This window comes from Streptacidiphilus sp. EB103A (assembly GCF_041261405.1).
Lineage (GTDB): Bacteria > Actinomycetota > Actinomycetes > Streptomycetales > Streptomycetaceae > Streptacidiphilus.
The window spans coordinates 1-25,567 of sequence record NZ_JBGCAQ010000008.1; the positions used below are offsets into that span (position 1 = coordinate 1).

Here is a 25,567-nt window from a genome sequence, read left to right on the forward strand (position 1 = left end):
CTGATCCACCCCGAAGGGCTTCACCGTTCGACTTGCATGTGTTAAGCACGCCGCCAGCGTTCGTCCTGAGCCAGGATCAAACTCTCCGTGAATGTTCTCGGGATATCCCGATCGCACCCGCGAAAGAGCGGCACGACGATCAGCGGAATAGCCGACCTCGTACACTGCGTCCTCGCTAGTGTTTACTACTATTTTTTCCCAAAGGAACCTCGACCGCCCACAGAATTGCAGGCGGACGGGGTATCAACATTTGGCGTTGACTTTTGGCACGCTGTTGAGTTCTCAAGGTACGGACGCTTCCTTTGAGGCCGTTTCACCGGCACTCTCCGGGCGCTTCGTTCTGTTCTCACCTTAGCAGATTCGTTTCGTCCGGGCGAACCGTCCGAATTTCGTTTCTGCACCCTGCTGAGCTGGGCTGTCGCTTGGCGACCGGAGTTACGTTACCGCATTTTCCGGATGTCCGGAAATCGCGGCTGCTAATTCGCACGACAAAGCGAACCCGTCCGAATCCGACGCATGCGTCGACTCGAAAAGTTCAGTTTCGAAGTGGCGGATAAGCTTGGCAACTTTGGTCACGTGAGGACCGGTGCGGCGAGGCGAAGCCCCGTACGACGTACCGGCCCGAATCAGGCGACTCGGCCAACACTAGACGACCCTGGGGGATACGTCAAACATCGGGGGTGAAGATCCTTTGGAATCCTCACCCCCGATGCCGTCGACGCAGGTCAGGCCGTGGGAATGAGCTCCACGGCGGCCAGGCTTCGCTTGCCGCGACGGAGCAGGAGCCAGCGGCCGTGCAGGAGGTCGGCGGTGGTGGGGGCGGCCTCCTCGTCAGTCACCTTGGCGTTGTTGAGGTAGGCACCGCCCTCCTTGACTGCGCGTCGGGCGGCCGACTTGCTGGGGACCAGGCCGGTGGCGGCTAGCAGGTCGACGACGCTGGCGAGTTCACCCACCTGGGCCTGCGGGAGCTCCGCGACGGCCGCGTCCAGGGTGGCGGCGTCCAACTCGGCGAGGTCGCCCTGGCCGAAAAGGGCCCTGGAGGCGGCGATCGCTCGGTCGAGCTGCTCCTGGCCGTGCACCAGTACGGTGACGTCCTCGGCCAGGGCCCGCTGTGCTGTGCGGGCGGCCGGCTTCTCGACGGTCTGCCGCTCCAGCTCCTCGATCTCCTCCTGCGAGCGGAAGGTGAAGATGCGAAGGAAGTTGGCCACGTCGCGGTCGTCCGCGTTCAGCCAGAACTGGTAGAAGGCGTACGGGGAGGTCATCTCTGCGTCCAGCCAGATGGCGCCGCCCTCGGTCTTGCCGAACTTGGTGCCGTCCGCCTTGGTGATCAGCGGGGTGCCGAGGGCGTGAACGGACTTGCCCTCGGCCTTGCGGATCAGTTCGGTGCCGGCCGTGAGGTTGCCCCACTGGTCGCTGCCACCGGTCTGCAGGGTGCAGCCGTAGCGGCGGTTCAGCTCCAGGTAGTCCATGCCCTGGAGGACCTGGTAGCTGAACTCCGTGTAGCTGATGCCGGCGTCGGAGTTGAGCCGTCGGGCGACGGCCTCCTTGGCGATCATGGTGTTGACCCGGAAGTACTTGCCGATGTCGCGCAGCAGGCTGATCGCCGACATCCCCGAGGTCCAGTCCAGGTTGTTGACGACCCGGGCCGCGTGCGGTCCCTCGAAGTCGAGGAACCGCTCGACCTGGCCGCGGAGCCGGAGCACCCACGCGGCGACCGTCTCCGGGTCGTTGAGGGTGCGCTCGGAGGTGGGGCGGGGGTCACCGATGAGCCCGGTGGCGCCGCCCACCAGGGGCAGCGGGAAGTTCCCCGCGTTCTGGATGTGCCGCATGGTGATCAGCTGCACCAGATTGCCGATGTGCAGGCTGGGCGCCGTCGGGTCGAAGCCGCAATAGAACGTGACCGGACCGTCCGCGAATGCCTTGCGCAGTGCGTCCTCGTCGGTGGAAAGGGCGATCAGCCCGCGCCACTTCAGCTCGTCGACGATGTCCGTCACGGTGTCGCTTCTCCTTCGGTCCGGTGCCGGCGGTGGTCCGCACAGCCTGACCGAGCCTACGCGGTTCCTGCCACTCGATTCCTCTCGGCTTCGGCGTGGAGCTGCTCCGACTCGGTGAGGCGTTCGCCCAGGCGCCTGGCAGTGCTGGGCGCGGCGATGACGGCCACGACCGCGGCCAGCAGCCAGCCGCCGGCGACGATGGGGAACCAGTGGCCCGGCCCCGAGGACGGGTAGGGGACGACGTTGCGGTAGAGGGTGTAGCCGAGCAGGGCCAGGGCGGCGAGGGGGATGACGATCTGCCACATCGGCACCGGCATCCGGCGCTGGACGAAGATCAGCCGGATCGCGCCGATGGTGGTGAGGGCGTAGGCGACCAGCAGGATCAGGGTGCCGATGGTGCCGCCCCAGACGAAAGTGGACTCCGGTACGGCGGAGAAGGCGACGATGCACAGGCCCAGGACCAGCGCCATCGTCGCGCTGACGAGGACCGCGGCGCGGGCCGGGGTGCCGTAGCGGGAGACCCGGCCCAGGCCGCGTTCGCCGAAGCCGTCCCTGCTCATCGCGTAGAGCAGGCGGGCCGAGCCGACGGTGCAGGCGAGGCAGCAGCCGAAGGCGCTGACGGTGGCGCCGAGGGTGACCAGATTGCCGACCCACGAGCTGAGATAGCTCGCGCCGAGGTCGCCGATCAGGGAGGACGAGGAGCCGAAGGCGGCGACGCCGGTCTTGCCGGCCCCGAAGCCCATCATCTCGACGGCGGTGACCACGACGAAGAAGGCGCCGCCGAAGAGGGTGGTGCCGAGGATCGCCCTGGGAATGTCGCGGCGGGGGTTGAGCGACTCCTCGCCGAGGGTGGAGGCGGCCTCGAAGCCGGCGAAGGAGAGGAAGCCGAAGACCACGCCGAGGAAGAGGGCGGACGGGGCGGTCCCGGGCGGCACCGAGAAGACGGACATGGTGAAGCCGTGTCCGGCCGGGGCGTTGCCGGCGATCAGCCGGACCAGGACCACGGCGGTGACGATCAGGATCAGCGCGACGGTCGCGCCCTCCACGGTGAGCAGCACATTGGTGCCGCGGCGGACCGAGGCGATGGTCAGCCAGCAGGCCAGCAGCAGCACCACGCCGGTGAGGATGAACGGGGCGTCCACCGGCGGGTTCGACCAGGCGCCGGTGCGCTGCAGGAAGGAGACGCCGAAGATGCCGACCACGGAGGAGGTGGTGACGCCGTAGAACAGGTAGGTGCCGACCAGGCCCCAGCCGGCGACCACGCCGCTGCGGGGGCCGAGGGTGGCGCCGACGAAGGCGTAGACCGAGCCGGCGTGCTGGTAGTACTGGCACAGCCGGACGAAGACATAGGCCACCAGCAGCACGCCGACGGCGGCGATCAGGAAGGCGAGGGGGACGGCGCGGCCGACGCTGGGCGCGGCGGCCTGGGGGTTGATGTTGACGGCCATGCTGGGTGCCATGAGTGCCATGGAGAGTCCCACGGCCTGCCAGACATTGAGGCTGGGGCGCAGTCCCCGCTGTGCGGGACGGTCGGTGGGGGTGGTCAGGGTGGAGTCGGACATGCCAGGTCCTTCCGCCGGGGGCGAGCGTCACGTCATCGCGCGGTACGTAGTGTGCTCGCGGCTTGTTACGGGCGTAAGGGGGCCTACGTGTAGAGCCTGGTGGCGTTGTCGGCGCCGATGAGGCCGGCGATGCGGGCGGCCTCGGCGGGGCGCAGGCCGGCGTCCCTGGTCCAGTTGGTGATCGCGTCGCGGAAGGCGCCGGCGCCGACGAGGTGGAGCTCGGGGAGGCCGTAGGCGTCGGTGGAGAACAGGACCTTGCCGAAGGGGGCCAGCTCCAGGGTTTCGGCGAGCAGGCGGGGGGCGGCCGGGCCGGTGTAGGAGAGGGTCAGGCCGACGTCGCAGTAGACGTGCGGGAAGGCCTGGGCGAGCCAGGCGGCCTGGCGGTGGTACGGGTAGCAGTGCAGCAGCACCAGCGGGGTGCCGTGCGGCTCCACGGCCCTGATGAAGTCGGTGAGGAGGGACGGGTCCGACCGATGGAGCGTCAGATCGGGGTCGCCGAAGCCGGTGTGGATCTGGATCGGGAGGCCCAGGTCGACGGCGGTCCAGAGGAGGTGGCGCAGCAGGGTCGGGTGGGTGAGACGGGGGTTGCCGCTGCGGGCAGACTCGGCGAGGTGCTCGCCGGCGGCGTGGGCGACTTCGGCGGGGGCGGGGCGGGCCGGGTCGATGTCCAGGCCGTGGCGGTAGGCGAGGACGGATTTCACTGCGATGGCGTCGGCGGCTCGGACGGCCTCGGCGATGGCGGTGCGGGTGGTCTCGCCCCAGTGGGCGGCGGTGGAGGTGGCGGCGGTGGCGGCCTGTTGGGCGACGTGTTCCAGGCGGACGACCTCGCGGACGGGGGTGCCGGAGAGGGCGGCGAAGGCGGGGAGGTCGAGGAGGGGGGAGCCTGCGGCCGTCTGGAGGCCGGTGTCGATGAAGCAGGAGTCGAGTGCGGCGGCGTGGAGGAGGCGGCGGGCGGATTCGGTGGGGCCCAGGGACGCGCGGGCCGCGAGGTAGGTGTCGGGGGTGGGGTGGCGACCTGCGTCGAGGACGGGGCCGCAGGTGCGGAGGACGGCGAGGCCCAGGGCGGAGTCCCAGGGGGTGGTGCCGGGGGGTGGGGGGCGGTCGGACTCTGTGAGGAGGGAGGCGAAGGCTTCGGGGGTGAGGGGGTGGGGGGTGAGGGGGTCGGGGGCGACGATGCTGTGGGTGTGGTGGTCGATCAGGTGCACGGGGCCTCCGGGGGTGGGGGCTGCGGGTTGTGCGGGTTGGGGGTGGTTGGTCGCGCAGTTCCCCGCGCCCCTTTGGTAGGTGCGGGGTTGGGGTGGTGCGGGGGTGCGGGTTGGGGGTGGTTGGTCGCGCAGTTCCCCGCGCCCCTGAGGTGGGAGCGGGGTTGGGGTGGTGCGGGGGTGCGGGTTGGGGGTGGTTGGCGGCGCGGGCGGTTGAAACAAGCACAGCCCCGCGCCGCTGGGGGTTAGTAGCGCCAGCGGGTTTGTTCGGCGATTTGGGTGGGGGTTTGGTTGGTGAAGAGGGTGATTTCGGCTTGGCGGACGGCCTGGATGGCGTGGAAGAGGGGGTCGCCCAGGGCTTCGTGGAGGGTGGTGGAGCGGGTGAAGGCGGCTAGGGCCTCGGGGGCGGTTTCGGGGAGGCGGGGTGGTGGGGTGGGGAGATGGGACGGGTCGCCGTTGACCTCGGCGGGGAGGGTGGCTGCGGTGTCCAGGCCAGCCAGGGCGGTGGCGATGGTGCCGCCGAGGGCCAGGTAGGGGTTGGCGGCGGCGTCGAAGCACTTGATCTCGGCGTTGGCGGAGCGGCCGGAGATCAGCCGCAGTGCGGCCTCGCGGTTCTCCAGGCCCCAGCACTGGTAGGCGCCGGCCCAATGCGAGGGGACCAGGCGGAGGTGGCTGGCCGGGCTGGGGGCGCCCAGCGCCAGCAGCGCGGGGAGGGCGTCGAGGATTCCGGCCAGGAAGGACTCGCCCTCCTTGGTGAGCTGGTGCCGGCCCTCGCCGCCGGTCATCAGGTTTCTGCCGTCGCGCCAGGCGCTGAGGTGGAGGTGGGCGCCGTTGCCGACGGTGCCGGGTTCGAAGGAGGGGGCGAAGGAGGCCCGCAGGCCGTGGCGGGCGGAGACGCCTCGGATGGTCTGGCGGACCAGCACGGTGGTGTCGGCTGCGGCCACGGGCTCCTCGGCGGCGACCGAGACCTCGAACTGGCCTGCGGCGTACTCGGGGTGGATCTGCTGGAGGTCCAGGCCCTGGGCCTCCAGGGCCTGGAGCAGGTCGCGGAGGTAGTCGGAGAGGTCGGTGAGGCGGTGCAGGCCGTAGGCGGGGCCGTTCTCGGCCGGGTCGGTGCCGTCGGGGCGGCGGAGGACCCATTCGACCTCGTAGGCCGCCAGCAGGCTCAGCCCCCGGGCGCGGGCCTGCTCGGTCATCCGGCGGGCGAACAGTCGCTGGCAGGCGGGGTGCGGGGTGCCGTCCTGGGCGTAGCGGTCGGCGGGGGCCCAGGCCCAGCCCGGCTGGGCGGCGAGCGGGACCGCGCGCTGCAGGTCGGGGAAGAGCCGCAGGTCGCCGTCGGGTCCGCCGAGGAAGCGGCTGGTGGTGGTGGAGTCGTCGACCAGGAAGACGTCGAAGACCGGGGACATGCCGACGCCGTCCCGGACGGCCTCGTCCAGTCTGCGCAGCGGGATGGCCTTGGTGCGGGTGATCCCGGCGTTGTCCACCCAGCTCAGCGCGAGTCCGACGACGCCCTCGGCGGCGAGTTGAGCCCGGGTCAGATGGGACTGTGCTGACCGTTCTTCGTCCATGGGAGCCCATGGTGCCGTGTGGGGGCCCTGTGGCGCGAGAGGGCGGCACGCACCGGAGTGACGGTGGTCACCCTGGCGGCGACGGCCTTGGGCTTCCTGGCGTCTTTATGTCATCATCTGAAGACATCAACTGATGACAATCTCTGGGAGAACGCCGATGGATGCCACACATGCTGCGCCCGGCGGTCTTCGTGAACGCGCTCTGGTGCCGGTGCTGGTGTTCCTCGGCATGGTGGTCGCGGTCATCAGCAGCCTGGGGTCGCCGCTGGTGCCCACCATCGCCTCCGTCGACCATGTCTCGCTGTCCGACGCGCAGTGGTCGCTGACCATCACCCTGCTGGTCGGCGCCGTCGCCACGCCCACGATGGGGCGGCTCGGCGACGGGCCGCACCGGCGACGGGTGATCATCGGCGCCATCACGGTGGTGCTGCTGGGCAGCGTGCTGGCGGCGCTGCCGCTCGGGTTCGGCTTCCTGATCGTCGGACGGGGCATGCAGGGCCTCGGCCTGGGCCTCACCCCGCTGGCCATCGCCACGGCGCGGGACGCGCTGCCGGCCGAGCGGTCGCGCCCCGCCGTCGCGCTGCTCTCCATCACCACGGTGGCCGGTGTCGGCCTGGGCTACCCGCTCACCGGGCTGATAGCGGAGTCCTGGGGCGTGCACGCCGGCTTCTGGTTCGGGGCGATCATCAGTGCGCTGGCGCTGACCGCCGCCGTTCTGGTCGTGCCGAACGCGCGGGGACGGGAGAAGCGTCCGCTGGACGCGCCCGGCGCGGTGCTGCTGGCCGTCGGGTTGGCCGCGCTGCTGCTCGCGCTGAGCGAGGGCGGGCTCTGGGGCTGGGGCTCGGCCCGGCTGCTCGGCCTGACCGTTGCCGCGCTGGTGCTGCTGGCCTGGTGGACCTTCCACGAACTGCGCACCGCGCACCCGCTGGTGGACCTGCGGTCGCTGCGGAACCGGGTGGTGCTCACCGCCGATGTGTCCGGGCTGATTGCCGGCGTCGCGATGTACATGTTGATGTCGATGGTGACCCGCTTCGTCCAGACGCCCTCCTCCGCCGGATACGGATTCGGGACCTCGGTCCTGGTCACCGGCCTGGTGCTGCTGCCGTTCTCGGTGGCCAGCGTCGCCTCCAGCAAGCTGGTGCCGCTGCTGGCCCGGCGCACCTCCACCGCGCTGGTGCTGCCGGTGGGCTGCGCGGTCTCGCTGCTGTCGATGGCGATGTTCCTGTTCGGCCGCAACAGCCTGTGGGAGCTCTTCGTGATCATGGGCGTCGCCGGGCTGGGCGTCGGCTGCACCTTCGCGGTGATGCCCGGACTGATCGTCGCCTCGGTCCCCGCGGACGAGACCGGCAGCGCCATCAGCTTCAACCAGGTGCTGCGGACCGTGGGCTACTCCACCGGCAGCGTGCTGAGCGCGGTGATCCTGGAGGCGCACACCCCCGCCGGGCGGCTGCTGCCCGAGAACAGCGGATACCAGGCCGCCGCCTGGCTGGGTTGCGCGGTCTGGGTGGTCACCGCCGTGGTTACCATCGTCCTGCCGCGACGGGGAGCCCGCGTGCGGAGCACGGTGACCGTGGACGAGGAGCTGCTGATGGACGAGAGCATCGCCGACGCCGAGACGGCGGAGGACAGCGTCTCCGCTGTGCCCGGACCGGGCCGCCGGTGAGCACGCCCAGGCGACGGGATTCGGCCCGCAGTCGCGAACTGCTGCTGGCGGCCGCGACCGACCTCTTCGCCGAGCGCGGCTTCGACCGCAGCACCATCCGGGAGATCGGCGAACGGGCCGGGGTGGACCCGGCCCTGATCGCCCGCTACTTCGGCGGCAAGGCCCAGCTCTACCTGGCCACACTGCAGTTGGACCAGCTCAACGCCAACCCGGCCGACCTGTTGGAGCCCGAGCGGGTCAGAGCCCTGCTCGACGGCGCGACGAAGCGCGGCCCGGGGCCGATCCACCGGGCCGCGGTCGCCCCGCACGAGGATCCCGAGGTGCAGGCCGCCGCCGCCGAGCAGTTGCACCGGCGGCTGGTCGACCCGCTGTGCGAGCGCTTCACCCGCGAGGGCCTGGACCGGCCGCAGCTGCGGGCGGAACTGGCCGTGGCCGCCTTCATCGGGGTGAGCCTGTCGCGGAGCAGCGGGACCTTCGCGGCGCTGGCGGAGGCCGAGACCGAGGAGATCGTCGGGCTGGTGGTGGAGTTGCTGACACCGCGAGCCTGACGGTTGGTCAGGCGGTCTGTGTGCGCCGCTTCTTGGGGACATGACGGCGGTAGGGGCTCACGGTGGGATCGTCGGTGATCCAGAAGCGCCAGGGGATGTCGGCCGCCGAGGAGACGCCGGTACGCGGGCCGGTGGAGACGGCTTCGGGTCCCGGCGGCGTTCCGGGCAGGATCCTGACCGGGGTGCCCGGCGAGCAGGCGTCGACGCCGTTGACGGCGCGGTCGAGGCCGAGGGCGGAGGCCAACCGGGCCGGGCCCCGGGCGAGGTCGGCATCGTTGCGGGAGCTGGGGCGGCGACGACGGGCCAGGAGGTGGCCGGAGCGGATCTCACCCGCGCGGAGCAGCACGCCGGAGGCGGTGGTGCCGGGGCCTGTCACCAGATTGGCGCAGAAGTGCATGCCGTAGGTGAAGTAGACGTAGACATGGCCGGGCTCCCCGAACATGACCGCGTTGCGGGCGGTCCTGCCCCGGTAGGAGTGAGCGGCGGGGTCGGCGGCGCCGCTGTATGCCTCGACCTCGGTGATCCGCAGCTCCACCGTTCCCTCGGGAAGCTCGGAGACCAGCGTCCGGCCGAGCAGGTCGGGGGCGACAAGCTCCGCCGGGCGGTCGAAGAAGCTGCGGCCGAGGGCGGCGGGGGCGGGGCGGGGCATGGGGTCGAGGGTACTGTCCGGGGTGGCCCGCGGGGTCCCTGCGGGGGCCCGGCGGCGTCCGGCACGGGTAGCGTTGGGGCCGACGAACCAGCGCTACGCAGGAGGTTGAACACGTGTCTGCAGCAAGGCGGCCCCTCCCCCACGACTTCCACCCGCCGGTACCGGAGCTCTCCGTCAGCAGCGAGGACATCGCCGACGGCGGCACCCTTCCGGACGACCACGTCTACAGCGAAGGCAATCTGTCGCCGCAGCTCAGCTGGGCCGGGGCGCCGGCCGGGACCAAGAGCTACGCGGTCACCTGCTACGACCCGGACGCGCCGACCGGCAGCGGGTTCTGGCACTGGACGGTGTTCGACATCCCGGCGAACGTGACCGAACTGCCCAGGGGCGCCGGCAGCGGCGACTTCAAGGGGCTGCCCGAGGGCGCCGTGCAGGTCCGCAATGACTACGGCACCCGGGACTTCGGCGGCGCCGCGCCGCCGCCCGGCGACGGCTCGCACCGCTACGTCTTCACCGTCTACGCCGTGGACCAGGAGAAACTGGGTCCCGACGCGGAGGTCTCGCCGGCCGTGGTCGGCTTCAACCTCCGCTTCCACGCGCTGGCGCGCGGACAGGTGATCGCCGAGTACGCCGCCCCGGAGGGCTGAGCAGCCGAAATTGCGTTGTTCCGGGGGCGGTCCGGCCCGCACAGTGGTCTCGCGTACTCCGAGGGGAACAGCCCTCGGAGTACGCGGCGCCGCCGTGCGGGCGGGGCACATCCTGTACCGCCTGGAGGTGGCCGGAATGCGCAACACACTCGTGCTGAACGCGAGCTACGAGCCGCTGTCGACGGTATCGCTGCAGCGTGCCGTGGTGCTGGTGCTCCAGGACAAGGCCGTGGTCGAGCACGCGCACCCGCTGCGCCGGGTCCGGGCCGCCTCGGTCGATCTGCCGGTGCCCCGGGTGGTGCGGCTGCGGCGCTATGTGCGGGTGCCGTTCCGACAACGGGCTCCGTGGTCACGGCGTGGAGTACTGGTACGGGACGGGTTCCGCTGCGCCTACTGCGGGCGGCGGGCGACCACCGTCGACCATGTGCTGCCGCGGTCCCGCGGGGGCGGGGACACCTGGCTGAACACGGTCGCGGCCTGTGCCGCCGACAACCACCGCAAGGCGGACCGGACACCGGAGCAGGCCGGGATGGCGCTGCTGGTGACCCCGTTCGAGCCGACTCCCGAGGCCACGCTGATGCTGGCGCTGGGGGCCGATCAGGACGATCTGCCGGAGTGGCTGCCGCTGCCGGCCTGACCGGGTCGGGGGCAGCAGTACAGGGGGTGAGGACTGCCGTCGGCCCGGCGCGGGGGACCGGGTCGGCGGTGGGGTCGGCTCAGCCGGTGGTGGTGAAGGCCGTGGCGGCGGTGCTGTAGGTGCTGGTGAACTCGGGCAGGGCGACCACCAGGTTGCCCTGGTAGAGGATCCGGCCCGAGGTCAGCAGCGAGCCGGTGTTCTGCGGGAAGCCGCCGCCGGGGGTCTCCTTGCCGGTGGCCAGGTCGAAGTGGCTGAGCCGGGCGGCCTGGCCGATGCGCTCCTCGGTCGCGACCACCGCGTCGTTGCCGTCGATGCCGACCAGCGCGATGTTGCCCTTCTCCTGGGGCGTCGACTGCCACAGCTGCTTGCCGTCGGCGAGGGTGAAGGCGGTGAGGACTCCCCCGGCACCGGCGCTGGCCTTCGGCGCCGCCAGCTCGGCGACCATGGTGGTGCTGGTGAAGTACAGGGCCGGGTCGGGATCGAAGCTGCCGTGGATGGCGTCCAGGGTCCCGGCGGTCTGCGAGACGAAGATCGTCGCCTGGGTGTCGCCCTTGGCGCTGAAGGACATGATGCTGTCCTTGGTGGCGTCGGACATGTGCACGGCCACGACGGCGGGGGTGGCCGACAGCACCGTGTACGAGGAGGCGCTCGCGGGCAGTCCGCGCCACCAGGTGAGCTTGCCGGTGCCCGCGTCCAGCGAGATCGCCTGCTGCTTGGGGCTGCTGTCGGCGCAGGTGCTCTGCACCAGCAGGGTGCTGCCGGTGCCGCTGCCGCTGATGCCGCCGCAGTACTTGCCGGGACCCGCGTAGGTCCAGCTCTGCTTTCCGGTAGCGATGTCGTAGCCGACCGCGGCGGAGTCGCCGACCGCGACGGCCCTGGTGTCGTTGACCATCACCGAGGCGCCGTAGGCGGAGGTGGCGTTGGCGATGGTCGCCTTCCACTTCTGCTGCCCGGTCGCGGTGTCGACGGCGACGAGCTGGGTGCAGGCCTGTCCGGTGCCGGCCTTCGCCTGGAAGAGGACGGCGCCGATCCCGGCGGCGTTGACGGTGGCGGACATCGCACAGGGGACGGCGCCGGCGCTGGGCGGAGCCACCGTCCACAGTTTGCTGCCGCTGGCGGAGTCGTAGGCGGTGACCCCCGTGCCGTCGCCGCGGACCAGGGCCTTGGCCAGCAGCCAGGAGCCGAGCAGGCCGTCGTTGCCCTGGGCCGCACCGGTGTCGGCTGCGGCCGCCCAGGCCTTGGAGTGGCTGCCGGCCAGGTTGGCGGTGGCGCCGCTCGCCGCGGCCTTGGTACCGCCGCTGCCCTGCCCGGCGACGACGACACCGGCGGCCACCACGACGATCAGGGCGACGGCGCCGACGGCCGCGCGCAGCAGGAAGGTTTTACGGTCCGTGCCCGGCGCCCTTCCCGTCGCCGCGGCCAACAGCCGGGAGTAGAGGGTGCCTTCGGCGCCGGGGTCCTTGTCGCGGTCGGAAGCCTCGGGGTCGGAAGCTTCGGGGTCGAGAGCCTCGGCTTCGGGGGCAGCAGGTTCGGCGGCGGCGTCGGGTTCCGGCTGGTCCGCAGCGGGCTCGGCGGTGTAGGGCTGGTACGGGTACGGCTCCGCGACCGGCTGGTAGTAGCCCTGCGGATCTCCGTAGGTCTGGTCGGTGTAGGGCTGGTATGCCTGCTGCTGGTACTCCTGGGAGTAGCCCTGCTGGGGGTAGTACTCCGGCTGCTGGTACGCCTGCTGGGAGAAATCCTGCTGCCCGTACTCCTGCTGCCCGTACCCCTGCGGCGCGTATTCCTGCTGCGGGTACGGCTGCTGGGAGTAACCGTCGGCGGGGTATCCGTAACCCTCCGGCTGCCAGTACTGCTGCTGCCCTTCCGGCGTCGGCCACTCGGGGTTCACCTGCGGGTACGCAGGGTCACTCCCCGTGAAGTCGCCGGGAACGTGTTCCTGGCCGTAGCCCTGACCGTAGTCATGGACGTAATCCGGGCTCTGGCCGGTGCCGGTTGGGTCGTGTTCCATGGGTTCCGTCAGCTCCCGCCTTCACGATGCGTGCGCCAGCATCTCATGCGGGACTGAGGAATCAGGCGTGCGTACCGGCGGCTTTTGCGAGGACGGATTCGATCGCGCTGTCGATGACAGCGGCCAGGCGCAGGTCCAGGGCGGTGATGCCGCCGGCGTCGTGAGTGCTGAGCGAGAAGTGCAGGGTGCGCCAGCGAATGTCGATGTCGGGGTGGTGGTCCATCGCCTCGGCGGCCTCACCGACAGCGACGACCATGCTGATGGCGGTGGGGAAGTCGGGCGCCTGGAGGGTGCGCAGCAGGGCGTCGCCTTCGCGGTGCCAGTGCGGGACGGCCTTGAGACCGTCGGCGATTTGTTCGTCGCTGAGGCGGGCACGGGACGGGCTCATGAGCTTGCTCCTGGTCGGCGAGTGGGGGGTTCAGGTTCCGTTCCCGCTGCGCCTCCGGATATGCGCGAAACAGCCTGTGGATCTGCCTGTCAGAGAAGGAGCTTGGCCATGGCCGCCAGGCCGACGACGACGATCAGAGCGCGCAGCGCGATCGGTGGCAGCCGGCGGCCGACCCGGGCGCCGATCTGGCCGCCGATGACCGATCCCGCGGCGATCAGCAGGGCGGCGGTCCAGTCGATGGAGGCCGCGAAGAGGAAGAACACCGCGGCGATGCCGTTGACCAGCCCGGCCAGGATGTTCTTGGTGGCGTTGATCCGCTGCAGGTCCTCGTCGAGCAGCAGGCCCATCAGCCCGAGCAGCAGCACGCCCTGGGCCGCGCCGAAGTAGCCGCCGTAGATGCCGGTGCCGAAGACCCCGACCAGCAGCGCCACCCCGCCGTCGGCGCGGTCCGGTCCGTGGCCGCGGGCCGCGAGGTAGCGGGCCAGCCGAGGTTGCAGGATCACCAGCAGCAGTGCGACGCCGATGAGCACCGGGACGATCGCCTGGAACGCGCCGGAGGGGAGCACCAGCAGCAGGATCGCGCCCAGCAGACCACCGAGCAGCGCGGCGCTGCCGAGCCGCAGCAGCCGGGAGCGCTGGCCCTTGAGCTCGGCGCGGTAGCCGAGGGCGCCGCTGAGCGAACCCGGGACCAGCCCGAGGGTGTTGGAGACATTGGCCGTGATCGGCGGCAGGCCGACGGCGAGCAGCACCGGGAAGGTGATCAGGGTGCCCGAGCCGACGACCGTGTTGATCGTCCCCGCGCCTATGCCGGCGGCGAAGACGCCGACCGCTTCCCACGGTGACATGGCTGCGCCCCTTCACTCCTGGTTCGTGTCCGGTCCGATCATGCACGATGCGGGGAGTGGAGGGGCGAGCGGGTTTGCGATGTGGGACGGCGTCCGCTGCTGCGGGCCCTACTCCGGGTCGATGGAGGGGTATTCGCGGCGCTTCTCCATCCGCGGCGGCGGCACGGCGCTGCCGTTGCTGTCCGAAGGGGCGTCACTGCCCTTGGGGGCGAGCCCGGTGAAGGCGCCGCTGAGGCCCTTGAGTGCGTCGCCGACCTCGCTGGGGATGATCCACAGCTTGTTGGAGTCGCCCTTGGCGATCTCCGGCAGCGTCTGCAGGTACTGGTAGGCCAGCAGCTTCTGGTCGGCGTCGCCCTCGTGGATGGCCTCGAAGACGGTGCGGATCGCGGCCGCCTCACCGTCGGCGCGCAGCACGGCGGCCTGGGCCTCGCCCTCGGCGCGGAGCACCTCGGCCTGCTTCTGGCCCTCGGCGGTGAGGATCTGGGCCTGCCGGGCGCCCTCGGCGGTGAGGATCGCGGCGCGCTTGTCGCGGTCCGCGCGCATCTGCTTCTCCATCGAGTCCTGGATGGAGGTGGGCGGCTCAATGGCCTTCAGCTCGACGCGGTTGACGCGGATGCCCCACTTGCCGGTGGCCTCGTCGAGGACCCCGCGCAGGCCGGCGTTGATGGTCTCCCGGGAGGTGAGGGTGGACTCCAGGTCCATGGAGCCGATGATGTTGCGCAGGGTGGTGACGGTGAGCTGCTCGATCGCCTGGATGTAGCTGGCGACCTCGTAGGTCGCCGCGCGGGCGTCGGTGACCTGGTAGTAGATGACGGTGTCGATGTTGACGACCAGGTTGTCCTGGGTGATCACCGGCTGCGGGGGGAACGGCACGACCTGCTCGCGCAGGTCGATCCGGTTGCGGATGGTGTCGATGAACGGCACCACGATGTTGAGGCCCGCGTTGAGGGTGCGGGTGTAGCGGCCGAACCGCTCCACGATGGCCGCGCTCGCCTGCGGGATCACCTGGATCGTCTTGATCAGTGCGACGAACGCCAGCACGACCAGGATGATCAGGACGATGATCACGGCATTCACGGGGACTCCACTTCCTGAACTTCCAGACTGCCGGGGACCTAGGAGGACAAGCGGGCTAAAGAACGATTGCGGTGGCGCCGTCGATCTGGGCGACGTTCACCTGCTGGCCCGGTGCGAAGACCTGGCCGGGATCCAGGGATCGCGCGGACCAGACCTCGCCCTGGAGCTTGATCCGGCCGCCGTGCTCGTCCACCTGCTCAAGGACCAGCGCGGTGGCGCCGGTGAGCGCCTCGATCCCCATCCGCACCTGGGGCCGGCCGCGCAGGCTGCGCATCGCCAACGGGCGTACGAAGACCACGAGCAGGACCGAGACGGCCAGGAAGACGACGAACTGCGCGACCGTCCCGACCCGGAGGACGGAGGCGAGCGCGGCGGCGCCGGCGCCGATCGCGAACATGGCGAATTCGGGCATGGCCGTGACCACCAGCGGCACGCCCAGGGCTGCCATGACGATCAACCACCACGTCCAGTTCTCCACAGCCTCATGGTAGGGGCGGAGAGGGGTCCGGGGAGAGGGCTTTGCGCAGGTAGTCCGGATGTTGACGTTGTGACGGAAGAGTGTGGGGGACGGTTGCGGAGGGGGCGGGCGCGGAGGGGACGGGCGGCTCAGCCCATCGGGAGGCCGCGGGCGGACCAGCGGTCGCCGTGGCGCTCCAGGGTGAGCGGGAGGCCGAAGCAGAGCGAGAGGTTGCGGGCGGTGAGGGTGTCGTCGATGGGGCCGGCCGCCAGCACCGTGCCCTGGCGGATCATCAGGACATGGGTGAAACCCGGGGCGATCTCCTCGACATGGTGGGTGACCATCACCATCGCGGGGGCCTTGGGGTCGCGGGCCAGCGCGCCGAGGCGGCGGACCAGGTCCTCGCGGCCGCCGAGGTCGAGGCCGGCTGCGGGCTCGTCCAGCAGCAGCAGTTCGGGGTCGGTCATCAGGGCGCGGGCGATCAGGGTGCGCTTGCGCTCGCCCTCGGAGAGGGTGCCGAACTTGCGGTCGGTGAACTCGGCCATGCCGAGCAGGTCGAGCAGCAGCCTGGCCCGGGACTCGTCGGAGGTCTCGTACTGCTCGCGCCAGGTGGCGGTCATGCCATAGGCGGCGGTGAGGACGGTGTCCAGCACGGTCTGCCGGCGCGGCAGCTTGTCGATCATCGCCGCGCCGGCCAGGCCGATCCTGGGGCGCAGTTCGAAGACGTCCACGCTGCCGAGCTTCTCGCCGAGGATCGCGGCGGTGCCGGTGGAGGGGAAGAGGTAGGAGGCGGCGATCTGGAGCAGCGTGGTCTTGCCCGCGCCGTTGGGGCCGAGAATCACCCAGCGCTCGCCTTCGGCGACGGACCAGGACACCTGCTCCACCAGCGCGCGTCCGTCCCGGACCACGGATACGTCCACCAGCTCGAGCACGTCGCTCATGCGTACGCCTTCCCCACTGCCTTGTTCTTGCGCCTCTGTGTATGCGTCGAGGGAAAACCTACGCCACGGAAGTGTGGGACTTCTCCGTAGGCTTGCCCCATGGCGCAGAACACCGGCGAAAGCCGTCCCGATGACCGATTCGACGAGCCCCGGTCGGGGCGCCTCGTTGCCTGGGGCAACGCCTGGCTGGGCGGGTTCGCCTCACCCGACCATGCGGGCGAGGGAATCAGGGGCCGGGACGACGCGCATACCGTGGACGGGATAGAGGGAGCGGCCGGGGCGGGACTCACCCTGGCTCTGGGTCGGTTGCGGGCCCAGGGGGTGACGGGGTTTCGGCTGGCGCTGCCGGCGCCGGGGCATCCGGTCGGGCTGACCGGTCCGGCGTCGTTCAACGAGCGGGCGCTGCCGGCCGGGGAGGCGGTGCTGACCGTGGGAGAGCTGTCGGTCGGACTGGTGCCGGAGGTGGTGCGGCACGGGCCGGTCGGCGACCAGCTGGTCCGGGTGGTGTGGCATGCGTCACCCGTGGACACCGGGGTCCCCGCCGATGTCCCCCAGCTGCGGGACGCCGAGCGGGAGCTGGCGCAGACACTGCGGGAGGCGACGGAGCTGCTGCTGCGCCTGGACGTGGCCGGGGGCGGCCCGGAGGTGCAGCAGGCGCTGGAGGCCTACCGCAGGCGGCGCCAGCCGGAGCTGCTGGCGCCCGGCTACCAGCCGCGCGCGGTACGGGTGCTGCAGTCGGCCCGGCAGGTGCGGGCGGTGCTGGAGCTGGCCGCGACCACCGACGGGGCGGCGGTCAGCGCCGGGGAGATGGCGGCGCGGGAGGCCGCGATGCGCCCGCTGGAGCGGGCGGCCCGGCGGGCTGCGGTGGCGGCCTACAACGCGATGGTGGACGAGCCGGCCCGGGACCCGTTCTAGGTTCTGCGGGAGTGGGTGCTGCGGGTGTCCGCGCCCCCGCGCGGAGGTTCGGCCTGCGGCGGGGGCGCGGGTGTCGGCGCTGTGTCAGTCGTTGTGGCAGCAGTTGCCGAACGCCGGGTTCAGCAGGCCGATCACATTGACGCTGTTGCCGCAGACGTTCACCGGGATGTGGACCGGCACCTGGACGGTGTTGCCGGAGACGACGCCGGGCGAGCCCTCGGTGTGTCCCGCCGCGACGGACTGCGCCGAGGCGGCGCCGGCGCCGGCCAGGACGGCGGCACCCGCGGCGGTGACGACGAGAGCACCCTTGCGAACGTTCATGTGTTGTGTCCTCCTTGAGCGGGCCCGGCGCCGCAGTTCGGCGTCGGGCTTCGACGTGGAGGCTAGGGAGAACCAACCGGTGAGTTCACCTTTTGACACTCTTTCGGGTTGATGTGACTGTTGCGCAGATCTGCTCTTCACTCCCCCCTGTGCCACCTGCGCGCCCCTAGCGCCATGGCGTTCGTCCGACAGTCCTACCGGGTTGCTCCGTTGCGGACCGCCCAGAGCGCCGCCTGGGTGCGATCGGCCAGGTCAAGCTTCATCAGGATGTTCGAGACATGGGTTTTCACCGTCTTCTCGGACAGATGCAGAGCCCGGGCGATCTCGCGGTTGGAACGACCGTCCGCGATATGCCCCAGCACCTCCTGCTCGCGCTCGGTCAGGGTGCCGCCGCGCCCCTGCGGGCCGCCTCGCGGGGACTCGTCCGCGAGCAGCGCCCCCGCCAGCTCCGGCTGCAGCAGCACATGTCCGGCGTGCACCGAGCGGATCGCGCCGGCCAGGGCCTCCGGGTCGACGTCCTTGTACACGTAGCCGGCCGCGCCGGCCCGCAGCGCGGGGACCACCGTGCGGTGCTCGGTGAAGCTGGTCACCACCAGGACCCGGGCCGGGTTGCCGCGCTCCTTGAGGATGCGCAGCGCCTCGATGCCGTCGGTGCCCGGCATCTTCACGTCCATCAGCACCACGTCGGGGTGGAGCTCCTCGGCGCGCTCGACGCCCTCGGCCCCGTCCGCGGCCTCGCCGACGACCTCGATGTCGTCCTGGACCTCCAGGAAGGTGCGCAGCCCCCGGCGCACCACCTGGTGGTCGTCCACCAGTAGGACGGTGATGCGCTTCGGGCTGTCAGCCACCGGGAACCTCCAGTACGACCACGGTCCCCTGGCCGGGGGCCGACTCGATCCGCAGCGTGCCGCCGACTCCGGCGGCACGGTCGCGCATGGACACCAGGCCGAGGTGCCGGCCGGCCCGGCGCACCTCGTCCGGGACGAAGCCGGCGCCGTCGTCGGTGACGGTCAGCACCGCGCCGCGGCCCGCACCGGCCGGGTGCAGCTCCACCCGTACCGCCTTCGCACCCGAGTGCCGCAGGGCGTTGTGCAGGGCCTCCTGGGCGACCCGGAGCAGTGCCGCCTCCTGTGCCGAGGGCAGGGCGCGGACGCGGGTGTGGGTGAAGCTGACGCGCGCGGCGTGGGCCCGGTCCAGGACCTCGATCTGGGAGCTGAGGGTCGGCAGCAGCCCGTCCTCGTCCAGGGCGGCCGGACGCAGCTCGATCACGACGCCGCGCAGTTCCTCGGCCGCCTCGGCGGCGAGCCGGGAGACCTCGGCCAGCTCGGCGCGGGCCCGGTCCGGATCCCGGCTGACCAGGGCGGAGGCCGCCTGGGCGGTCAGCCGCAGCGAGAACAGCTTCTGCGAGACCGCGTCGTGCAGATCGTGGGCGATCCGGGCGCGCTCGCCGGCCAGGGTCAGCTCTCGGCTGCGCTCGTAGAGGCGGGCGTTGGTGAGGGCGATGGCGGCGTGGGCGGCGAGGATGCGCAGCAGGTGCTCGTCGTGGGCGGTGAAGATCTCGCCGGGACGGCGCTTGTTGGCGAGACTGTGCTTGTTTGCAAGAAAGAGCGCTCCGATGATGTCGTCGCCGTCCAGGATCGGGACGCCGAGGAAGGCGCTCATGTCCGGGTGGGCGCTCGGCCAGCCGCCGAAGCGGGGGTCGTCGCGGACGTCGGCGAGGCGCTGCGGGGCGGTGTCCTTGAGCATCGCGGCCAGGATGCCGTGCTGGCGCGGCAGCGGGCCGATGGCCCGCCACTGGGCGTCGCTGATGCCGTCCACCACGAACTGGGCGAAGCCGCCGTGATCGTCAGGGACGCCCAGGGCCGCGTACTCCGCGCCGACCAGGGTGCGGGCCGAGGCGACGATGCGCTGCAGCACCTCGCGCACCTCCAGGTGACGGCTCATCGCCAGCACGGCGGAGCTGATCGCCTCGATGCCGCCCAGGCAGGGTTCGTCGGACGCTGCCTGGGCACTCGGCTGCTCGGTGCTCAGCTGCTCAGTGCTCAGCTGCTCGGCGCTCGGACGTTTGGCCATGCCGTCACCGTACCGCCGGGGTGATCGCCGGGCATCGGGCTCAGGGGGTGGCGGACCAGGACGGAAGGACTAGGACCAAGGGCCCGCCGGACCGCTCCCCGACGACCGAGGTACGGCGGCCCCGCTCCTGCCTACCGTCGGAGGCAGAAGGACACGACCACCCGAGGAGTGGACATGGCTGTCGCAGTGGTGACCGGAGCGTCGCGGGGGCTGGGCCGGGCGCTCGCCCTGGCGCTCGCCGCGCAGGGCTGGTCCTTGGTGCTGGACGCCCGGGGCGCGGAGGCGCTCGGCGCCGTCGCGGCGGAGCTGGACGGACCGGTGGTGGCGCTGCCCGGGGATGTCGCCGACCCCGCGCACCGGGCCGAACTGGTCTCGGCCGCACACGGGTTGGGCGGGATCGACCTGCTGGTCAACAATGCCAGTGTGCTGGGCGCGGAGCCGCTGGTGCCGCTGGCCGAGCAGTCGCTGACGGGCTTCGCCGAGGCGCTGACGGTGAACACGGTGGCGCCGCTGGGCCTGGTGCAGGCCGCGCTGCCGCTGCTGCGGGAGTCCGGCGGGGCGGTGCTGAACATCAGCTCGGACGCCGCCGTGGAGGCGTACGAGACCTGGGGCGGCTACGGGGCCAGCAAGGCCGCGCTGGACCACTGGTCCGCGGTGCTGGCCCAGGAGGAGCCCGCGCTGCGGGTGTGGTCGGTGGACCCGGGGGACATGCGCACCGCGATGTACGCGGCGGCGGTGCCCGGCGACGACGACAGCGGTCGGCCGCTGCCGGAGGAGGCCGCCGTCCCGGCGCTGCTGGAGCTGATCGGCAGCGGGGCCGCGAGCGGACGGTACGTGGTGTCGGGGCGGACGGCGAAGGAATGGACACGATGAGGGTGAAGCAAAAGGCGGGGGACGTGATGGTGCAAGGGAACGGGGCGCCACGGCTGCCCGGGAGGCTTCCGGCACCCGGACAGGACCGCAAGCGGCTGGGGAAGCGCGGGGACAGGGCCGGACACCTGGCCGCACCCGCACCCGATCCGGTGGCGGCCCTGGACGGCTTCGGCCTGGACGAGTTCGAACTGCCGGACGAGCTGGAGGCGACCGCGCCGCCGGAGGAGCGAGGACGCACCGGCCGGGACGACGTCCGGCTGCTGTACGGCGGCCGGGGCCCGCACGGGGAACTGACGGTCGGTCACCATGCCTTCCGGGAGCTGCCGCAGCTGCTGCAGCCCGGGGACGTGCTGGTGGTGAACGTCTCGGCCACGCTGCCCGCCGCGGTCGACGGCCGGGTGGCCGGCAGCGGAGAGCAGGTCGTCGTCCACTTCTCGACCCGGCGGTCCCGGCAGCGCTGGGTGGTGGAGCTGCGTACGCCGGACGGGCACGGCAGCACCCGGCAGCGCGACCACCGGGACGGCGCGGTCACGGTACGGCTGGCGGGCGGGGCCTCGCTGAGGCTGCTGGAGGGCGTCGGCCCCCGGCTGTGGGCGGCGGAGTTCACCGTCCCCGATCCCTTGGCCTACCTGGCGGCGCACGGGCGGGCGATCCGCTACGCCTACACCGACGCCGACCGGCCGATCGCCGCCTACCAGACGGTGTTCGCCCGGCCGCCGGCCGAGGTGCGCGGCGGATCGGCGGAGATGCCCAGTGCCGGGCGGCCGTTCACGGCCGAACTGGTGGCCCGGCTGGTGAGCCGGGGGGTGCAGATCGTGCCGATCACCCTGCACACCGGGGTCGCCTCGCTGGAGTCGCACGAACCGCCCTACGCGGAGTGGTTCGAGGTGCTGGAGCCGACGGTACGGGTGGTGCGGGCGGCGAGACGGGCCGGATCGCGGGTGGTGGCGGTGGGGACGACCGCGGTGCGGGCCCTGGAGTCCGCCGCCGACAGCGGCGACGGCAGGGGTGACCGTGCGGACGGCGTGCTGCGGGCGTCGTCGGGCTGGACCGAGCTGGTGATCACACCGCAGCGCGGGGTGCGGGTGGTGGACGGGATTCTGACGGGCCTTCATGAGCCGCGCGCCTCACACCTGTTGATGCTGGAGGCGATCGCCGGCCGACCGCTGCTCGACCTGAGCTACGCCGAGGCGCTGCGCGAGCGGTACCTCTGGCACGAGTTCGGCGACCTGCATCTCATCCTCTCCCGGTGACCGGACGCACACGGAGCGTATGATCACGGTGTGAACGAGGAGATGGCGGCGCTGTTCGCGCTGTTGGGGAAGCGCTGGACGCTGTCCGTACTGGGCGCGTTGCTGCGCGGCGACGACCGCTTCGACCAGCTGCGGGCCGCGGCGCCGCGGTTGAACGCACGGATGCTGTCGTCCCGGCTGTCCGAACTGGTCCACGCCGGGCTGCTGGTGCGTGAACTGGCGGCCGGGCCGCCGCCGTTGGTGCACTACCGGCTGACCACCGCGGGGGCCGCACTGGGGCCGGCGCTGGCGGGCTTCGACCGCTGTATGGACCGGGCGCCAGCCCCGACGCAGGAGGCTGCCTGACGGTGGCTCAGTTCCCGCGGAACCTGCCCTCGAACAGGTCGACCTGGATCCGCTCCTGGGGTTCCGCCTCGCGCTCCTCCCGCCAGCCCTCCCGCGGTGACATCGCGACGGTGATCGCCGCCACGGTCAGGAACACCACGATGCCCACCGCCACCGGAAGGATGAACTGGCCGACCGGGACGCCGCTCCGCGGCTCCGTCCCGGAGAGCCGGACGCTGACCGCCTGCATCGCCGTGTAGTGCATCGCGGTCACCGCCACCCCCGCGATCAGCGCGGACAGCAGCGACGCCCACAGCTTCCTGATGTTCAGCGTCATCCACAGCGCCGCGGTGGCGGCGAAGACGGCGATGAGGACCGAGAGGACCACCACGAGCGGGTTGTAGTCGACCGATCCGTTGAGCTCCATGGCAGCCATGCCCAGGTAGTGCATCACGGCGACACCGCCGCCGGTCAGCACTCCGCCGACCAGCAGGGTGGTGGCGTCGGGCGGGCGGTGGCCGACGTAGAAGACCCCGACGCCGACCACGACGATCGCCAGCAGCAGGCTGGCCAGGGTCATCGGGATGTTGTAGACGATGGTGGCGCTGCTGACGGAGAAGCCCAGCATCGCGATGAAGTGCATGGTCCAGATTCCGCAGCCGATGGAGCAGGCGGCCAGGAACAGCCAGCCGCGGCGCCGCTCCGGAGGCAGGTCCAGGGCCCGTACCGTGCAGCGAAGACCCAGTGCCGCGCCGATCACGGCGACGATGTAGGCCAGCAAGGGGTTCACCCAGCCGTAGGTGAACCCATCCATGTGCGCCATCCGCATTGTCCCCGTTCAGTGGTCAACGTGTGATTCCTGTGAGGTACGCGTGAATGGTATGAGCCCGTAAAGATCCTTTCTCGGTAATGCCGATTGTGATATGCGGTCGAACAAGACAAGGGGCCGCTCGCCTGTCGAGCAGGCGGGCGGCCCCGGTCGGTCGGGCGGGGTCAGCGTTGCCGCATGACCTCGGGCTCGTGCCGACGGAGCAGCCGGACCACCAGAACCGCGCAGACCACCCCGAGCAGCACCAGGGCGCCGGTGTCGATGGACCACTGGGCCAGCGTGTGCTTCCACAGCGGGTCGTCGGCATGCGCCGGGTCCCCGATGTGGGCCAGGTCGATGGTGGACGCCACGGCGGCGACCGCCCAGCGTGAGGGCACCAGCCAGACCAGCTGGGCCACGCCCGGCTGGGTCAGCTTGACCAGCACGCCACAGAAGACCACCTGGAGGATGGCCAGCAGCACCAGCAACGGCATGGTCTTCTCGGCGGTCTTGACCACGGCGGACACCACCAGGCCGAGCATCATCGAGACGATGCCGAGCAGGGTGAAGACGATCACCATCTCGGGCAGCGGCGAGGACGAGAACACCAGGCCGCTCTTCGGCAGCTTGTTCGGCAGAATGCCGATCACCGAGAGCACGATCGACTGCAGCGCGGTGATCAGGCCCAGCACGACCACCTTGGACATCATGTACGCCGAGCGGGACAGGCCGACCGCGCGCTCGCGCTCGTAGATCACCCGTTCTTTGATCAGTTCCCGGACCGAGTTGGCCGCCCCGGTGAGGACCACGCCCACGGCGATCACCAGCAGCAGGGTACCGGCGTCCGAGTTGGGCTTCTGCGGATCACCCGTGCCCACCAGGCCGGCCGAGGTGCCCAGGGCCAGGCTCATCGCACCCATGATCAGCGGTAGCGCGATCAGCAGGCCGACGAAGCCCTTGTCCGCGCCGATGACCGTGGCGTAGCGGCGGATCAGGGTGGACAGCTGGGAGCCCCAGCTCTGCTGCTTCGGCGGCTTGGACTGCTCGTGCTGTATCTGCACGGACTGGGCCTGCACGGCTTCGACGTCGGCCGAGTACATCTGGTAGTGCACCGAGCCGCGGAAGCGTCCGGCCCAGTCATGGTCCGGGTAGTTCTCGAAGGCCTGGAACACGTCGGCCCAGGTCTCGTACCCGAAGAAGTGCAGCGCCTCCTTCGGCGGGCCGAAGTAGGCCACCGAGCCGCCCGGCGCCATCACCAGCAGCCGGTCGCAGAGCGCGAGTTCGGCCACCGAGTGGGTCACCACCAGGACCGTGCGGCCCTCGTCGGCCAGACCGCGCAGCATCTTCATGACGTCGCGGTCCATGCCCGGGTCCAGGCCCGAGGTGGGCTCGTCCAGGAAGATCAGCGACGGCTTGGTGAGCAGCTCCAGGGCGACCGAGACGCGCTTGCGCTGGCCGCCGGAGAGCGCGGTGATCCGGTTGTCGGCGCGCTTCTCCAGGTGCAGCTCGGTGAGCACCTCGTCCACCCGGCGCTCGCGCTCGGAGGCCTCGGTGTCGCCGGGGAACCGCAGCTCGGCCGCGTACTTCAGGGCCGTACGGACCGTCAGCTGGGAGTGCAGGATGTCGTCCTGGGGCACCAGGCCGATGCGCTGGCGCAGCTCGGCGAACTGCTTGTAGAGGTTCCGGCCGTCGTAGAGCACGTCGCCGTTGTCGGCGGGGCGGTAGCCGGTGAGCGCCCGCAGCAGCGTGGACTTGCCGGAACCGGACGGGCCGATGACCGCGACCAGCGACTTCTCCGGGACCCCGAAGCTGACGTTGTTCAGCAGGATCTTCTCGGCGCCCTTGTGCTGGACCTTGACCACCAGGTGGCGGGCCGAGAAGGACACCTCACCGGTGTCGACGAACTCCTCCAGCTGGTCCCCGACCAGCCGGAAGGTCGAGTGGCCGACGCCGACGATGTCGGTGGGGCCGAGCAGCTGACGGGAGATCGGCTGGCCGTTGAGGTAGGTGCCGTTGTGGCTCTCGAGGTCGACGATCTCGTAGCGGCCGTCCTGCAGCTGGCGCAGTTCGGCGTGGTGCCGGGAGACCGAGAGGTCCGAGACCACCAGCTCGTTGTCCAGCCCGCGGCCGATCCTGATGGTGCGCAGGCCGCCGGCCAGGTTGCGGACCATGGTGGGGTTGCGCGAGCCGTAGACCGGCTCGGGGGCGGGCTGCGAGGGCTGCTGGGCGTAGCCGCCGAAGCCGCCGCCCTGCTGCGGGGGCACCGCCGCGCCGCCTCCGTACTGCTGCTCCCACTGCGGGGTCTGCTGGGCCTGCTGCGGCGGCTGCTGGACGTAGCCGGCCTGGGCCGCGTTCTGGGCCCCGGGGTTGAAGCGGGCGGTGCCCTGGTCGTGCCAGGCCTCGCCGCCGACCGGGGCGACCGGGCTGGGCAGGCCCGCGAAGTTCAGCCTCGGACCGCTCTCGGCGTTGCCCAGGGTCACCACGGTGCCCTGGCCCAGCTGGACCTGATTGGCCCTCTGGCCGTTGGCGAAGGTGCCGTTGGTGCTGCCCAGGTCCTCCATGACCCAGCCGTTGCCGTGGTAGGCGATGGTGGCGTGGCGCCAGGAGACCCTGGCGTCGTCCACCGCCACATCGGACTGCGGATCGCGCCCGATCGAGTAGCTCCGGCCGGGTTCCAGTGTTCTGCGTTGTCCGTTGAGTTCAAGTACCAGCTGCGGCACTGTTGCCTGCCCCACGATGTAGTCCCCCGAGATAGTCCCCACTCTTGACAGGGGAAGTTTAGGGATGCCGAACGATGGGGGGAATCATTCCAGC

24 protein-coding genes and 1 rRNA gene are annotated in these 25,567 nt (G+C 71.3%); 8 read left to right on the forward strand and 17 right to left on the reverse strand.

Going from position 1 to position 25,567, the window contains the following annotated elements:
• The 5 genes from ABH941_RS14435 to ABH941_RS14455 form a co-directional block, all read right to left on the reverse strand.
• Nucleotides 1–92: ribosomal RNA gene (locus ABH941_RS14435) — 16S ribosomal RNA — on the reverse strand; the annotation flags it as partial.
• Nucleotides 93–725: 633 nt separating this feature from the next.
• Nucleotides 726–1,994, reverse strand: coding sequence for a tyrosine--tRNA ligase (gene tyrS, locus ABH941_RS14440; protein ID WP_370129494.1), 1,269 nt, complete (start codon nt 1,992–1,994; stop codon nt 726–728).
• Between the two features lie 56 nt (nt 1,995–2,050).
• Nucleotides 2,051–3,556: an APC family permease gene (locus ABH941_RS14445; RefSeq protein WP_370129495.1), complete on the reverse strand. Its 1,506-nt coding sequence runs from the start codon at nt 3,554–3,556 to the stop codon at nt 2,051–2,053.
• A gap of 83 nt (nt 3,557–3,639) precedes the next feature.
• Entirely contained in the window at nt 3,640–4,761 is a 1,122-nt protein-coding gene (locus ABH941_RS14450; RefSeq protein ID WP_370129496.1) for an amidohydrolase family protein, read from the reverse strand.
• Nucleotides 4,762–5,003: 242 nt separating this feature from the next.
• Nucleotides 5,004–6,326: a glutamine synthetase gene (locus tag ABH941_RS14455; RefSeq protein ID WP_370129498.1), complete on the reverse strand. Its 1,323-nt coding sequence runs from the start codon at nt 6,324–6,326 to the stop codon at nt 5,004–5,006.
• Nucleotides 6,327–6,483: 157 nt separating this feature from the next.
• Here ABH941_RS14455 and ABH941_RS14460 point away from each other — a divergent pair, with 157 nt between their 5' ends.
• Together ABH941_RS14460 and ABH941_RS14465 are read left to right on the forward strand one after the other, a co-directional pair.
• A complete protein-coding gene (locus tag ABH941_RS14460; protein ID WP_370129499.1) occupies nt 6,484–7,989 on the forward strand; it encodes an MFS transporter in 1,506 nt (501 codons plus the stop codon).
• Nucleotides 7,986–8,537: a TetR/AcrR family transcriptional regulator gene (locus ABH941_RS14465; protein ID WP_370129500.1), complete on the forward strand. Its 552-nt coding sequence runs from the start codon at nt 7,986–7,988 to the stop codon at nt 8,535–8,537. Before ABH941_RS14460 ends, ABH941_RS14465 begins: the two co-directional genes overlap by 4 nt.
• Before the next feature lie 7 nt (nt 8,538–8,544).
• On the opposite strand, the gene ABH941_RS14470 is transcribed toward ABH941_RS14465, so the two are convergent.
• Nucleotides 8,545–9,186, reverse strand: a complete 642-nt coding sequence (locus tag ABH941_RS14470; protein ID WP_370129501.1) for a DNA-3-methyladenine glycosylase — start codon at nt 9,184–9,186, stop codon at nt 8,545–8,547.
• A gap of 113 nt (nt 9,187–9,299) precedes the next feature.
• On the opposite strand from ABH941_RS14470, the gene ABH941_RS14475 reads away from it, so the two are divergent.
• Together ABH941_RS14475 and ABH941_RS14480 are read left to right on the forward strand one after the other, a co-directional pair.
• On the forward strand, nt 9,300–9,833 hold the full coding sequence (locus ABH941_RS14475) for a YbhB/YbcL family Raf kinase inhibitor-like protein (RefSeq protein ID WP_370129502.1): 534 nt from the start codon (nt 9,300–9,302) through the stop codon (nt 9,831–9,833).
• Between the two features lie 136 nt (nt 9,834–9,969).
• Entirely contained in the window at nt 9,970–10,470 is a 501-nt protein-coding gene (locus ABH941_RS14480) for an HNH endonuclease (RefSeq protein WP_370129503.1), read from the forward strand.
• Between the two features lie 79 nt (nt 10,471–10,549).
• Here ABH941_RS14480 and ABH941_RS14485 read toward each other — a convergent pair whose 3' ends face one another.
• The 6 genes from ABH941_RS14485 to ABH941_RS14510 form a co-directional block, all read right to left on the reverse strand.
• Complete coding sequence (locus ABH941_RS14485; RefSeq protein ID WP_370129504.1) at nt 10,550–12,478, reverse strand: PQQ-binding-like beta-propeller repeat protein; 1,929 nt, start codon at nt 12,476–12,478, stop codon at nt 10,550–10,552.
• A gap of 61 nt (nt 12,479–12,539) precedes the next feature.
• On the reverse strand, nt 12,540–12,866 hold the full coding sequence (locus tag ABH941_RS14490) for a 4a-hydroxytetrahydrobiopterin dehydratase (RefSeq protein WP_370129505.1): 327 nt from the start codon (nt 12,864–12,866) through the stop codon (nt 12,540–12,542).
• Between the two features lie 89 nt (nt 12,867–12,955).
• Nucleotides 12,956–13,711 (reverse strand): sulfite exporter TauE/SafE family protein, encoded by a 756-nt coding sequence (locus ABH941_RS14495; RefSeq protein WP_370129507.1) that lies wholly within the window; start codon nt 13,709–13,711, stop codon nt 12,956–12,958.
• Between the two features lie 108 nt (nt 13,712–13,819).
• On the reverse strand, nt 13,820–14,788 hold the full coding sequence (locus ABH941_RS14500) for an SPFH domain-containing protein (protein ID WP_370129508.1): 969 nt from the start codon (nt 14,786–14,788) through the stop codon (nt 13,820–13,822).
• A 55-nt stretch (nt 14,789–14,843) separates the two neighbouring features.
• Nucleotides 14,844–15,236 carry an NfeD family protein gene (locus ABH941_RS14505; RefSeq protein ID WP_370129826.1) on the reverse strand — a complete coding sequence of 131 codons (393 nt, stop codon included), beginning with the start codon at nt 15,234–15,236 and terminating at the stop codon, nt 14,844–14,846.
• 158 nt (nt 15,237–15,394) lie between these two features.
• Nucleotides 15,395–16,186 (reverse strand): ABC transporter ATP-binding protein, encoded by a 792-nt coding sequence (locus ABH941_RS14510; RefSeq protein ID WP_133999381.1) that lies wholly within the window; start codon nt 16,184–16,186, stop codon nt 15,395–15,397.
• Nucleotides 16,187–16,285: 99 nt separating this feature from the next.
• On the opposite strand from ABH941_RS14510, the gene ABH941_RS14515 reads away from it, so the two are divergent.
• Entirely contained in the window at nt 16,286–17,101 is an 816-nt protein-coding gene (locus tag ABH941_RS14515) for a hypothetical protein (protein ID WP_370129509.1), read from the forward strand.
• 84 nt (nt 17,102–17,185) lie between these two features.
• On the opposite strand, the gene ABH941_RS14520 is transcribed toward ABH941_RS14515, so the two are convergent.
• From ABH941_RS14520 to ABH941_RS14530, 3 genes are all read right to left on the reverse strand, one after another.
• Nucleotides 17,186–17,422: a chaplin gene (locus tag ABH941_RS14520; RefSeq protein WP_370129510.1), complete on the reverse strand. Its 237-nt coding sequence runs from the start codon at nt 17,420–17,422 to the stop codon at nt 17,186–17,188.
• Nucleotides 17,423–17,616: 194 nt separating this feature from the next.
• Entirely contained in the window at nt 17,617–18,270 is a 654-nt protein-coding gene (locus ABH941_RS14525) for a response regulator (RefSeq protein ID WP_370129511.1), read from the reverse strand.
• Nucleotides 18,263–19,366: a GAF domain-containing sensor histidine kinase gene (locus tag ABH941_RS14530; protein WP_370129827.1), complete on the reverse strand. Its 1,104-nt coding sequence runs from the start codon at nt 19,364–19,366 to the stop codon at nt 18,263–18,265. Before ABH941_RS14530 ends, ABH941_RS14525 begins: the two co-directional genes overlap by 8 nt.
• Nucleotides 19,367–19,669: 303 nt before the next feature.
• Here ABH941_RS14530 and ABH941_RS14535 point away from each other — a divergent pair, with 303 nt between their 5' ends.
• Genes ABH941_RS14535 through ABH941_RS14545 form a run of 3 tightly spaced genes read left to right on the forward strand, consistent with a single transcriptional unit; the run spans nt 19,670 to nt 21,966 of the window.
• Nucleotides 19,670–20,368 carry an SDR family NAD(P)-dependent oxidoreductase gene (locus tag ABH941_RS14535; protein ID WP_370129512.1) on the forward strand — a complete coding sequence of 233 codons (699 nt, stop codon included), beginning with the start codon at nt 19,670–19,672 and terminating at the stop codon, nt 20,366–20,368.
• Nucleotides 20,365–21,621: an S-adenosylmethionine:tRNA ribosyltransferase-isomerase gene (locus tag ABH941_RS14540; protein WP_370129513.1), complete on the forward strand. Its 1,257-nt coding sequence runs from the start codon at nt 20,365–20,367 to the stop codon at nt 21,619–21,621. Before ABH941_RS14535 ends, ABH941_RS14540 begins: the two co-directional genes overlap by 4 nt.
• A 30-nt stretch (nt 21,622–21,651) precedes the next feature.
• Nucleotides 21,652–21,966: a winged helix-turn-helix transcriptional regulator gene (locus ABH941_RS14545; protein ID WP_370129514.1), complete on the forward strand. Its 315-nt coding sequence runs from the start codon at nt 21,652–21,654 to the stop codon at nt 21,964–21,966.
• A 7-nt stretch (nt 21,967–21,973) separates the two neighbouring features.
• On the opposite strand, the gene ABH941_RS14550 is transcribed toward ABH941_RS14545, so the two are convergent.
• The gene (locus ABH941_RS14550; RefSeq protein WP_370129516.1) at nt 21,974–22,768 is read right to left on the reverse strand and encodes an MHYT domain-containing protein; all 795 of its coding nucleotides are present in this window, start codon (nt 22,766–22,768) and stop codon (nt 21,974–21,976) included.
• Nucleotides 22,769–22,938: 170 nt separating this feature from the next.
• On the reverse strand, nt 22,939–25,473 hold the full coding sequence (locus ABH941_RS14555) for an FHA domain-containing protein (protein WP_370129828.1): 2,535 nt from the start codon (nt 25,471–25,473) through the stop codon (nt 22,939–22,941).
• Nucleotides 25,474–25,567: the final 94 nt, after the last annotated feature.

Coding starts and splice junctions, on each gene's coding strand:
- ABH941_RS14445 (WP_370129495.1), bottom strand. CDS start 3,556: ATGTCCGACTCCACCCTGACCACCCCCACCGACCGTCCCGCACAGCGG.
- ABH941_RS14455 (WP_370129498.1), bottom strand. CDS start 6,326: ATGGACGAAGAACGGTCAGCACAGTCCCATCTGACCCGGGCTCAACTC.
- ABH941_RS14460 (WP_370129499.1), top strand. CDS start 6,484: ATGGATGCCACACATGCTGCGCCCGGCGGTCTTCGTGAACGCGCTCTG.
- ABH941_RS14470 (WP_370129501.1), bottom strand. CDS start 9,186: ATGCCCCGCCCCGCCCCCGCCGCCCTCGGCCGCAGCTTCTTCGACCGC.
- ABH941_RS14480 (WP_370129503.1), top strand. CDS start 9,970: ATGCGCAACACACTCGTGCTGAACGCGAGCTACGAGCCGCTGTCGACG.
- ABH941_RS14485 (WP_370129504.1), bottom strand. CDS start 12,478: ATGGAACACGACCCAACCGGCACCGGCCAGAGCCCGGATTACGTCCAT.
- ABH941_RS14490 (WP_370129505.1), bottom strand. CDS start 12,866: ATGAGCCCGTCCCGTGCCCGCCTCAGCGACGAACAAATCGCCGACGGT.
- ABH941_RS14495 (WP_370129507.1), bottom strand. CDS start 13,711: ATGTCACCGTGGGAAGCGGTCGGCGTCTTCGCCGCCGGCATAGGCGCG.
- ABH941_RS14505 (WP_370129826.1), bottom strand. CDS start 15,236: ATGGCAGCCCTGGGCGTGCCGCTGGTGGTCACGGCCATGCCCGAATTC.
- ABH941_RS14510 (WP_133999381.1), bottom strand. CDS start 16,186: ATGAGCGACGTGCTCGAGCTGGTGGACGTATCCGTGGTCCGGGACGGA.
- ABH941_RS14515 (WP_370129509.1), top strand. CDS start 16,286: ATGGCGCAGAACACCGGCGAAAGCCGTCCCGATGACCGATTCGACGAG.
- ABH941_RS14520 (WP_370129510.1), bottom strand. CDS start 17,422: ATGAACGTTCGCAAGGGTGCTCTCGTCGTCACCGCCGCGGGTGCCGCC.
- ABH941_RS14530 (WP_370129827.1), bottom strand. CDS start 19,366: ATGAGCCGTCACCTGGAGGTGCGCGAGGTGCTGCAGCGCATCGTCGCC.
- ABH941_RS14535 (WP_370129512.1), top strand. CDS start 19,670: ATGGCTGTCGCAGTGGTGACCGGAGCGTCGCGGGGGCTGGGCCGGGCG.
- ABH941_RS14540 (WP_370129513.1), top strand. CDS start 20,365: ATGAGGGTGAAGCAAAAGGCGGGGGACGTGATGGTGCAAGGGAACGGG.
- ABH941_RS14550 (WP_370129516.1), bottom strand. CDS start 22,768: ATGGCGCACATGGATGGGTTCACCTACGGCTGGGTGAACCCCTTGCTG.